Here is a 9,886-nt window from a genome sequence, read left to right on the forward strand (position 1 = left end):
GCACTGACTTTCAGGGAGACATGACCCTGCGCGGTGCCGACGACGTCGGTATCCCCGTACGGACGACGCTGTCCGGCTACGTCGACCCGCTCGACGGGCGCTTCCACTGGGGCGGGCGGATCGCGCCGAGCGGGCCCGTGGTCGCGTTGCTGCGCGCCGGCCGGCGCGACGTCACGCTCCAGGCCGAGGGCGGGGACCCGTTGCCGGCGCGTCTCACCGAGGTCGACCCGTGGGGCGGCGTCGTCGTCTCCGCGACCGGCCGGCCGCCCTGGCCCGCGGAGGAGCTGGACGCGCCGGCTACGTGAGGTGGCGGCAGAAGAAGCGCTCCCAGCTCTCCGCCTCGAACGACGGCGTCGCCAGGTGCCCGCCGGGGTTGAGGTGCAACGACTTCTCCCGCGACGCGAACGCGTCGAACAGCGCGAGACCCGCGTCGCGCTCGACGATCTCGTCGTCGGACTGCAGCACGAACTCGATCGGCACCGTGATCCGGGCGGCGGCCGCGGGCAGCGTGTCGTCGCCCGGTGCGAGGCCCGACAGGCCGAACACGGCGGCGACGATCCGTGGCTCGTCGGCCACCAGCGGCACCCCGATCCTCGTGCCCATCGACACGCCCCAGTAGCCCACCGGTCCCCATGCCTGGAGGTGGTCGAGGGCGGTCCGCCACTCCGGCACGGCCTCGGCCGCGCGCCGCGCCGCCGCCGCGGCGTCGGCCGGCGAGAGCTTGCGGCGCTCCGCGAGCCGGCGGCGCAGCTTGACCGCGGTCAGCGTCGCCTCGTGGGAGCTGACCCGCTCGCCGTGGCCCGGCGCGTCGAGGGCGGCGACCGCCCAGCCGTACCGCTCCACGTACCGGGCGGCCCGGCGGGCGATCGTGTCGACCTTCTTGTGCTGGGAGCGGCCGTGGCACATCAGTACCAGCGGCCGCCCGCCGTCGACGCCGTCCGGGGTCCAGAGGACGCCGGGCACGTCACCGACGGAGAACGGGGACTCGCGCACCTGCATGGGGAGAGAACCTACCGGCAGACCGCGTTCTCGGCGGCGGTGACGATCAGCCGGGCGACGTCGTCGACGGGCAGCCCGCGTCCGGTGTAGAGCGCGTCAAAGGAGTCGAAGCCGGTGAGCACGAACAGAATGTGCGCCGCCTCGGACTCGGCGAGGCCGGGCCGGAGCTCGCCCTGCGCGTGGAGGCGGCCGGCCAGGTACTCCATGCCGCCGGCGCGGCCGTCGTCGGCGCGGCGCATGGCGCCCGCGGTGGCCTCCGGGTCCAGCGCCGAGGTGGAGAACAGCACCCGGTGGACGTCGCGGTACGCGCCGTAGACCTCCATGCCGGCGCGGATGGCCTGGCGCAGGTGCTCGCGGGCGTCGGGGTGCGCGACGGCGGCGGTGACCCGCTCGAAGCCGCCCCGGTACAGCACGTCCTGGGCCAGCGCGTCGAACAGGCCGGCCCGCGACCCGAACGCCTGGTACACGGTCGATCGGGCGACCCGGGCCGCACGGGCGATCTCCTCGAGGCCCACCGGCCGGGTCGGCGCCGCCCGGACCCGGGCGTAGACCGCGTCGAGGATGCGCGCGCGGGTCTCGGCCGCCGACTCCGCGCGTAGTTTCTGCTCGTACTTCCGCGTGGCCATCGTCGGGCAGCTTACATTCGAGTTGACACCCTGTCTTCCGAAAGACAGCCTGTCTTCTGAAAACAAGGAGAGGGGACGCACATGAGGATGTCCGAGGCCATGGACCGCCTCCGGGCCGAGCTGAGGTACGAGCCGACCGGGAAGCGGGTGCGGGCCGAGGGCGGCGGCCACCTCGTCGTCGACACCACCCGGGCCGTGCTGGTGTGGGAGCCGCGCCGGATCACGCCGACGTACGCGGTTCCCGAAGAGGACCTGTGGGGTGCGCTGAGCCCGTCGACGCGTGCGGAGCCGGCGCCCGACGGCATCCTGCACCCCGGCATCCCGTTCACCGCGCACTCGACGCCGGGCGAGCCGCTCACGCTCTCCGCGCACGGGGAGATCCACGACGGCGGGGCGTTCCGCCCGGCCGACCCCGACCTCGCCGGGTACGTCATCGTCGACTTCGACGCGCTCCAGTGGTTCCAGGAGGACGAGCGGCTGCGCGGACACCCGCGCGACCCCTACCACCGCGTCGACGCGCACGCGTCCTCGCGGCACGTGCGCATCGTCCACAAGGGACGGACGGTGGCCGACACGACCGCCGCGACGCTCGTGTTCGAGACCAGCCTGCCGACGCGCTACTACATCCCCCGCGCCGACATCACCGTGCCGCTGACCCCGAGCGACCTGAGGACGTACTGCCCCTACAAGGGCGAGGCGAGCTACTTCTCCTTCGCCGACGGCGAGAACCTCGCCTGGTCGTACGAGAACCCACTGCCCGACGGCCCGCCGGTGCGGAACCTGATCGCGTTCTACGACGACCTGATGGAGGTCACCGTCGACGGGGTACGCAACGAGCACGTCGACAACCCGATCGCGCGCACCCTGCTGGACGAGTTCGGGGTGAGCTGACCTAGGGTCCCACCACGACGGTCCCGCCGGAGCGGACGCAGTTCACCGCCGGCCCGCCGGCGGTGAGCGCGCCGGTCAGGCACTGGCCGAGCACCGCGTGGCCGGCGGCGTTCGGGTGCCACGACTCCTGGCACGTCTGGAAGTACGTGACGCACGAGTTGGCGATGCGCTGGATGGCGATCTTGTCGTAGCCCGACAGGCTCGTCACGAACACGCCGGACGGGCCGTCCTGCAGGCGGATCGGGGTCGCCAGCGTGCCCGCCGGGCTGCCGCCGGCCTCGCACAGCCGGGCGCCGTCGAAGGCGCGCTGCACGTTGAGGTAGCGCAGGTCGCGACCGGGGAACTCGGCGGCCAGCTGTGCGCGGGTCTGCTGCACGAGCGTCCCGAGGCCCTGGGAGAACAGGTGTCCGGCGGCGAGGCTGGCGCGGTGCACCGGGCATCCGGCGGCATAGCGTTCGGCGCCCAGGGCCCGGAACTTGTCCCGGTCGTCCTCGCGGTTGTCCTCCTCGACGTACGGCTGGGCGACGTCGAACGGCAGCGGGTTCGTGTAGTCCTGGAACACCACCGTGTGCTGGCCGTCGGCGTCGACGGCGGCGAGTGTCTGCAGCAGGGCGCGGGTCGCGGTGATGGTTTCCGCCTGCGCGGCGGCGAACTGCTGCGCGGTGGCCAGGTCGGCGGCCGAGCACGGGTTCTGCGGCACCGGCCCGCCGAGGTAGGCCCAGAACTCCCACCAGCCGGTCCAGGCGTCGGCGATGAACCGGTTCGCGCACTTCGACGCCACGTCGCCGAACGTGAACGAGCTGTTGTTCGAGCCGAGGCCGACGAGCACCACGTCGATGTCGTGGGTCTGCGCGACGGCCCGTAGCTGGTCGAGCTGCGCGGCCACGTTGCGGCCGTTCGTCCTCGTGTGGGACGCGGACGCGAGGTCGTGCGGCTGGCCGCCCGAGCAGGCCAGGTTGAACCGGGCCTGTATCCCCGGCAGCGCGGCCCTGAAGATCGACGCGTTGGCCGAACGGTGGCAGAAGTACGCGTTGCCGTTCGGTGCCGACCAGCCGGGGAAGCCCTGTGCCACGCCGGCGGCGTCGACCACGGGCTGGTAGCCGCCGGCACCCTCGCCGCTGATGAAGCTGTCGCCGATGGCGACGGCCGCGGTGGGCAGGGCATTGACGGAGGCCGCTGCCGGCGCGGCGGGCAGAACGAGCACCGTGGCGAACAGTCCGGCGACGAGAACCCGCATGGCGCCTCCCGAGCGTATCGAGGGACGACATGACATCACGTTTGTGAGACGGCGGTCAACGGCGACATAGCCCCGAACTCGGGGATAGATTGATATGCACCTATAGATGTCGCGCGCCGATAGTTTCAAGCCTTCGAACTGCTCCGTCTGACCCTCGAGGAGCCCGCAATGCGTCTGCGCACCACCATGCTCGCTCTGCTCACCGCGGCGACGGCCGTGTTCGCCACCCCGGTGGCCGCACAGGCCGACGACCCGGGCGTCTACATCATCGGTGGCGGCACGGTGTCGTCCGCGCCGTGGAGCGCCCAGATCTACCGCAACGGCTCGTTCACCTGCTCCGGCACGATCATCGCGTCGCGGTACGTGCTCACAGCGCGCCACTGCACCGGTTCCGGGATGACCGTGCGGATCGGCAACGTCAACCGCGGTTCCGGGACGCTCGTGAGCGTCACCACGTACTCCAGCCGGTACGACCTCGCGGTGCTGACGCTCGCCAGCGCCGTCAACACGTCGTACATGCCGCTCGGGTCGACCAACCCGCCCGTCGGCGCGACGAACAACATCTACGGCTGGGGCATGACCTGCTACAGCGGCTGCTCGGCCAGCACCGTGCTGAAGACCGCGACCGTGCGCGTCACCGGCTTCTCGACCGACGCCTACGGCGGCCAGGCCATCGCCAGCACCCGGATCAACGGCAACGCCTGGCGCGGTGACTCCGGTGGACCGCAGGTCTACAACGGCGTGCAGGTCGGCGTCGCGTCGACGGCCGACGGCCAGAGCCGCCAGTACTACGGCAGCGTCCCCAACAGCCGCTCCTGGATCCGTTCCATCGCGGGCGTCTGACGCCCGTCCGCGGTCGACCCCGTGGATCGTGCCCGCGATCCACGGGGTCTCCCGTGCGGTCGTAAGGTTGACCGCATGAACTACGTGGTCTACGGAGCCGGCGCGGTCGGTGGGGTCATCGGCGGCAACCTGCACCGGGCGGGCCGGTCGACCACGCTGGTCGCCCGTGGCGAGCATCTGGCCGCGATCCGCAAGGGCGGGCTGCGCCTCGACACCGCCGACGGCGTCCACGTCATCGACGCGCCGGCCACCGACGGCGCCGCGGGCGTCGACTGGTCGGCCGGGCCGGTGGTCCTGCTGACCGTGAAGTCGCACCAGACCCACGCCGCCCTCGACGACCTGGCCGCGCACGCCCCCGCCGACACGGTCGTGGTGTCGGCGCAGAACGGTGTCGCCAACGAGGCCGGGATCCTGCGGCGTTTCCGGAACACCTATGCCATCACGGTGATGCTTCCGGCGACGCACCTCGAGCCCGGCACGGTGGTGCAGCGCGTCCACCCGGTCCCCGGGATCCTCGACATCGGCCGGTTCCCGACCGGAACCGACGCCACCACCGACGCGGTGTCCGCCGACCTGCGGGCGGCCGGCTTCGAGTCGGTGCCCCGTCCGGACATCATGGCGTGGAAGTACCGCAAGCTCCTGATGAACATCGGCAACGGCATCGACGCCGCGTGCCGCCGCGACAAGGCGGCCGAGGAGCTCATCGGCCGCGCCACCGCCGAGGGCGAGGCCGTCCTCGCGGCGGCGGGCATCGAGGTCGTCAGCCGGGATGTGGACCGGGAGCGCCGCGGCGACCTCCTGCGGATGCGCACCGACCCGGGTAGGCCCGACATGGGTGGCTCGACGTGGCAGAGCATCGCCCGCGGCACCGGCAACGTCGAGATCGACTACCTGTCCGGCGAGATCGTGCTCCTGGGCCGGCTGCACGGGCACCCGACGCCGGTGAACGACCTCGTGGTCCGCGTCACCACCGACCTGTCGCGCACCGGCGGCGAGCCGCGCAGCGTCGAGGCCGCCGACCTACTGTCCGAACTCGGGTAGTCCTTCGGTGTCGCCGGCCACGGCGACTACCCCGGCGGCGATGTCCGCGCCCAGTCGCGCCGCTTCGAGGGGACCCGCACCGCGCAGCCGCGCGGCCAGATACGCTCCCGCGAACGCGTCACCGGCGCCGACGGGGTCGACCACCTCGGCCGGTACCGCGGGCACGTGCACGTCCTCCGGGAGGAAACAGCCGTCGGCGCCGGCCTTGAGGACGGTTTCCCCCACGCCGGCGCGCCTGGCCGCCGCGAACACCGCGGCCGGCTCGTCGACGCCGAAAACCGGGCCGGCCTCGTCGGTGCCGAGCAGCAGGAAGTCGGCGTACGGCACCAGCTCGCGCACGGTGGCCGCCTGGTCCTCCAACGGGCCCAGGGCCGGCCGCAGGTTCGGGTCGAGTGCCAGCCGGATCCCGGCCCGGCGGGCACCCGCGGCGAGCGCGAACACCGCCCGGCGCGGGCCGGAGCCGAGGGCCGCCGTGATCCCGGAGACGGCCACCAGGCGCGGCCGCGCGGCGAGCACGCGCTCGGCGTCCACTGTGTCCAGTGCCGACGCGGCCGACCCGGCGCGGTAGTAGTGGACGCGACGCCGCCCGTCGGGCAGGGCCTCGCGGAGGAACAGCCCGGTCGGCCGGCCGTCGTCGACCTCGATGAGGTCGGTCGCCACGCCGAGGTCCGCGGCCGCGGCACGCACCCGGCGGCCGAACGGGTCGGCGCCGACGCGCGTGCAGAACGCCGCCGACAGGCCGAGCCGCACGACGGTCGCGCACAGCGTGAGCTCCGCGCCGGCGACGCTCATCCCGAGAGACGTGGCCGCTTCCAGCGGCACGCCCGGCGACGGCTGCAGCAGCACCATCGCCTCGCCGATCCCCACCACGTCGGTCACGGCAACCATCGTGCCCGCAGATCGGGGCGCAGGAACGCGGCCGGCGAGGCGATCGACAGCCCACCGCGGCGGGCCGTCGACGAACTCGACCTCCTGCTGCACCGCGCCGCCCAGGCCGTCGCGCAGGCCCGCATCCGGCTCGGCGGCGGCAAACCCGACTCGGCCACCCGGCTGGTCAGCCTGCACGACCCGCACGCCCGCCCGATCCGCAAAGGCCGCGTCGACCGGCCGGTCGAGTTCGGCTACAAGGCCCAGATCGTCGACAACGTCGACGGGATCGTCCTCGACCACACTGTCGAGGAGGGCAACCCGCCCGACGCGCCGCAACTGGAACCGGCGATCGGCCGCATCCGTCAACGCACCGGCCGGGTCCCCCGCGCGGTGGTCGCAGACCGGGGCTACGGCGAAGCCCGGGTCGAGGCCGGACTCCACGACCTCGGCGTCGAAAACGTCGCCATTCCTCGCAAAGGGACCACCGGCACCAGCCGCCGACAACACGAACAACGACCAGCCTTCCGCCGCCTGGTCAAATGGCGCACCGGCTGCGAAGGCCGCATCAGCCACCTCAAACACCGCTACGGCTGGCACCGCACCCGCCTGACCACCCTCACCGGCGCCCGAACCTGGTGCGGACACGGCATCCTCGCCCACAACCTCGTCAAAATCACCACCCTGGCAGCCGACCAAACCCGCTAACCAGCCGCGGACGGACCAGCATCATCGTCAGCGCTACCCACGTGCCGTCCGACGGACTTTTTCCGGTCGAAGTAGCTAGACACCTTCAGGGGTCAGGGTTTCGCCGGCCACTCGGCGCTGGGCCCGGTTGTTCCACCGTGAGGATCGGTCAGGGCTGCGGTGAGAGCCCGGTCCGCCGCAGAACCCAACCATGATCGAAAGTGGTGGGACTTTTCTGCTGTTGTGGCCGTGCCAGAACAGCAGAAGGTCGCCACCACTTTCGATCATCAGCTGACGCGGCACCGCACGATAGCGTTCCGTGCCCGGTCGTGGGTGCTGCACGGTCCAGCCCGGACCCTGACCCCAAAATGTCCCTAGAGCCGCAACTGCAGGAACGTGACCGGTCCCTCCCGGCGGACCTCGGGTACGACGACGGTGTCGCCGACCGCGGTCGGTGCCCCGAGCCACGCGCCGGGCCGGTCGACCGTGACGAGCACCCGGCCCCGGGTGCCGTCACGGTCGACCAGGTACAGGTGCGACCGTTGCGGTGCGTCGTCGGCGTCGACGCAGGTGTGGGTCACCAGCCACCGGTCCCCGATCCGACGTGGCCCGGAGACGGTCGCGCCCTGCCCGGCACCGCACGGGGATTCGACGACCGGCTGCCAGGCGACGCCGTCGGTGGAGCGCACCAGGACACCGGTCCGGGTCGTCGGAGCGGTCAGTGTGACGGCCGAACCGAGCCAGCCGCCACCGGGCAGGGCGACCGCGTCCTCCACCCGCGGGACGCTCGACGTGCCGACGGTCACGGGCTTCCAGGTTCGCCCGGCGTCGAGCGAGACGTCGGCCCCGCGCAGCCACAGGTCGCCTCCGGCGTCGCGGGGCACCTCGCACCGCGGTGAGCCCGCGGGCCGGAACGTCGCCGGGCAGTCGACCACCTGCCAGGTGGAACCGCCGTCGGCGGTGACCACGAGGCGGGCGTCGTCGCTGCCCTGGGTTCCCACGACGACCCGGCCGTCGGGCTGCCGCACGGCGGCGGCGAGCAGCGCGCCGCCCGGCTGCGTCGGCACGGGGCCGCCCCGCCAGCCCTGCCCGTCGCCGGTGACCCACGCGGAGTCGTTGTCGGTGCCGCCGGTGGCCACCACGAGCGGACCCGCCTCGGCGAGCCCGAGGCGCACGAGCGACGCCGTCAGGCCCGGCAGGTCCACGTACCGCCACGTCCGCCCGAGGTCGGCCGACCGCGCCACCCCGAGGACCTCGCCCTCCCGGTCGGTCGTCACCGCGACGAGTGAGCCACCGGCCGCGAACACCGGGGGCACGTCGGCACGGGTGTCGAAGTGCAGGTTCCGGTCGACCTCCGGTACCACCCGGACGGCCCGGATCCCGGCCGCGGCGAAGGGGTCGAGCGCCACCAACGGCTCCGGCGGCGGCCCATCGGGGGCCGGATCGTCGTCCCGCGCCGCCACACAGCCGCCGACCAGCAGCAGCACGCTGACGATGACACCGATCCCCGTTCGACGCATCCCACCATCTAAGCGGGTCGGTGCCACCCGCGCGGACCGCCGCGACCGCCTCCGGCGCGCACTTCGACGGGTTCAGCCCAGGAAGAAGCGCGTGAGAACCGCGGCCATCACGTCGGGGTCGGGCACGTGGGTCTGTCCCTCGACGACGAGCCGTTCCGCCTTCGGCACGGCGGCCGCCCGTCGCCGAGGCACGCGCCATCGTGGGCGAGGGTCGGCGCGAGCGCCTCCAGCGCCGGCCACACCGGCGCCGCCCGCGCGCCGGCGATGTCCTCCTCCGAGGCGCCGGCCAGCCGCATGAACAGGCCGACGGCGTCGCCCCGCCGGCCGGCGGCCAGGGCGGTGGCGAGGTCGTCGCCCCGCCCCCGTCGGACCACGTTGCACACCGTGAACCCGGGCGCGAGCGCCACGGCCAGCGGGGCGTTCTCCGCCCCGTCGTCGAGGTTGCCGCCCACCAGCACGACGGTGGGGCCGGCGCACAGCGGCGGGATTACAAGTACCCGGTGCCGACCGGTGCCGACCGGGGAAAGCAACGCGGCAGCCGGGCGGCGACGGCGCGCCGGCCGTCGACCGTCACCGTGCCGGCCTTCTCGGCCGCCGGCAGCGACGCACGGGCGAACACCAGCCCCTGCGGCGTCGGCGCGTCGGTGGTGAGCGTGACGTCGGCCTGTTCCGGAGCGCCGCGCGCCACCCGCACCCGGCCGTCGGCGACGTCGACCGTGAACTCGTCGTCGCCGACGCGGAGGTGACAGGCGACCCGCAGGTCACCGGCGGCCGCGGGGTCGAACGTGGTGCGCGCGAACGCCAGCGCGTCGACGCCCAGTTCGGCGGGCGCGTCGGCGGGCGGCTCGATGCGGCTGCCCCAGCGGCCGAGCGCGAGCAGCACCGGCATCAACCCTCGCCGTGCGGCGTCAGCTCGTACACGTGGGCCCGGCTGGGCGGCCCGAGCCGGTGCCGCCGCACCACGTCCACGGCCTCCAGCTCGCGCAGCCGTTGCGACAGGACGTTGTCGCTGACGCCGGGCAGCCCGGCCCGGAGGTCGGTGAACCGCTTCGGGCCGAAGGCCAGCTCCCGGACCACGAGCAGCGCCCACCGCTCCCCCACCGCGTTCAGCGCGCGGGCGATGCCACACGGGTCGTCGTACGACCGCATACGGAAAGGTTGGCGGTAGCTCCTGA

12 protein-coding genes and 1 pseudogene are annotated in these 9,886 nt (G+C 73.4%); 5 read left to right on the forward strand and 8 right to left on the reverse strand.

Features of this window, described 5'->3' with window-relative positions; all coding sequences use genetic code 11:
• The coding region (locus Voc01_RS08630; protein WP_203926774.1) for a DUF4873 domain-containing protein at positions 1 to 305 on the forward strand (305 nt) is incomplete at its 5' end.
• On the opposite strand, the gene Voc01_RS08635 is transcribed toward Voc01_RS08630, so the two are convergent.
• The gene (locus Voc01_RS08635) at positions 298 to 999 is read right to left on the reverse strand and encodes an alpha/beta hydrolase (protein WP_203926775.1); all 702 of its coding nucleotides are present in this window, start codon (positions 997 to 999) and stop codon (positions 298 to 300) included. The genes Voc01_RS08630 and Voc01_RS08635 overlap by 8 nt on opposite strands.
• An 11-nt stretch (positions 1,000 to 1,010) precedes the next feature.
• Positions 1,011 to 1,625: a TetR/AcrR family transcriptional regulator gene (locus Voc01_RS08640; protein WP_203926776.1), complete on the reverse strand. Its 615-nt coding sequence runs from the start codon at positions 1,623 to 1,625 to the stop codon at positions 1,011 to 1,013.
• An 81-nt stretch (positions 1,626 to 1,706) separates the two neighbouring features.
• Between Voc01_RS08640 and Voc01_RS08645 the strand changes: the two genes are divergently transcribed.
• A complete protein-coding gene (locus Voc01_RS08645) occupies positions 1,707 to 2,516 on the forward strand; it encodes a DUF427 domain-containing protein (protein WP_203926777.1) in 810 nt (269 codons plus the stop codon).
• A 1-nt stretch (position 2,517) separates the two neighbouring features.
• Here Voc01_RS08645 and Voc01_RS08650 read toward each other — a convergent pair whose 3' ends face one another.
• A complete protein-coding gene (locus Voc01_RS08650; RefSeq protein ID WP_203926778.1) occupies positions 2,518 to 3,753 on the reverse strand; it encodes an SGNH/GDSL hydrolase family protein in 1,236 nt (411 codons plus the stop codon).
• Between the two features lie 168 nt (positions 3,754 to 3,921).
• Between Voc01_RS08650 and Voc01_RS08655 the strand changes: the two genes are divergently transcribed.
• A complete protein-coding gene (locus tag Voc01_RS08655) occupies positions 3,922 to 4,596 on the forward strand; it encodes a S1 family peptidase (RefSeq protein ID WP_203926779.1) in 675 nt (224 codons plus the stop codon).
• A gap of 75 nt (positions 4,597 to 4,671) precedes the next feature.
• Positions 4,672 to 5,637 (forward strand): ketopantoate reductase family protein, encoded by a 966-nt coding sequence (locus tag Voc01_RS08660; protein WP_203926780.1) that lies wholly within the window; start codon positions 4,672 to 4,674, stop codon positions 5,635 to 5,637.
• Here the strand turns inward: Voc01_RS08660 and Voc01_RS08665 are convergent.
• The gene (locus tag Voc01_RS08665; protein WP_307781565.1) at positions 5,617 to 6,525 is read right to left on the reverse strand and encodes a sugar kinase; all 909 of its coding nucleotides are present in this window, start codon (positions 6,523 to 6,525) and stop codon (positions 5,617 to 5,619) included. The genes Voc01_RS08660 and Voc01_RS08665 overlap by 21 nt on opposite strands.
• A 21-nt stretch (positions 6,526 to 6,546) precedes the next feature.
• Between Voc01_RS08665 and Voc01_RS08670 the strand changes: the two are divergent.
• Positions 6,547 to 7,212: pseudogene (locus Voc01_RS08670) on the forward strand (transposase); the annotation flags it as partial.
• A 353-nt stretch (positions 7,213 to 7,565) separates the two neighbouring features.
• Here Voc01_RS08670 and Voc01_RS08675 read toward each other — a convergent pair.
• The 4 genes from Voc01_RS08675 to Voc01_RS08690 form a co-directional block, all read right to left on the reverse strand.
• The gene (locus Voc01_RS08675) at positions 7,566 to 8,711 is read right to left on the reverse strand and encodes a beta propeller repeat protein (protein WP_203926782.1); all 1,146 of its coding nucleotides are present in this window, start codon (positions 8,709 to 8,711) and stop codon (positions 7,566 to 7,568) included.
• A gap of 107 nt (positions 8,712 to 8,818) precedes the next feature.
• Complete coding sequence (locus Voc01_RS08680; protein WP_239160054.1) at positions 8,819 to 9,163, reverse strand: hypothetical protein; 345 nt, start codon at positions 9,161 to 9,163, stop codon at positions 8,819 to 8,821.
• A 35-nt stretch (positions 9,164 to 9,198) separates the two neighbouring features.
• Entirely contained in the window at positions 9,199 to 9,600 is a 402-nt protein-coding gene (locus Voc01_RS08685) for an alkyl sulfatase C-terminal domain-containing protein (protein ID WP_203926783.1), read from the reverse strand.
• Positions 9,600 to 9,860, reverse strand: coding sequence for a winged helix-turn-helix transcriptional regulator (locus Voc01_RS08690; protein ID WP_203926784.1), 261 nt, complete (start codon positions 9,858 to 9,860; stop codon positions 9,600 to 9,602). The genes Voc01_RS08685 and Voc01_RS08690 overlap by 1 nt, the downstream gene beginning before the upstream one ends.
• Positions 9,861 to 9,886: the final 26 nt, after the last annotated feature.

This window comes from Virgisporangium ochraceum (assembly GCF_016863655.1).
GTDB classification, from domain to species: Bacteria; Actinomycetota; Actinomycetes; order Mycobacteriales; family Micromonosporaceae; genus Virgisporangium; species Virgisporangium ochraceum.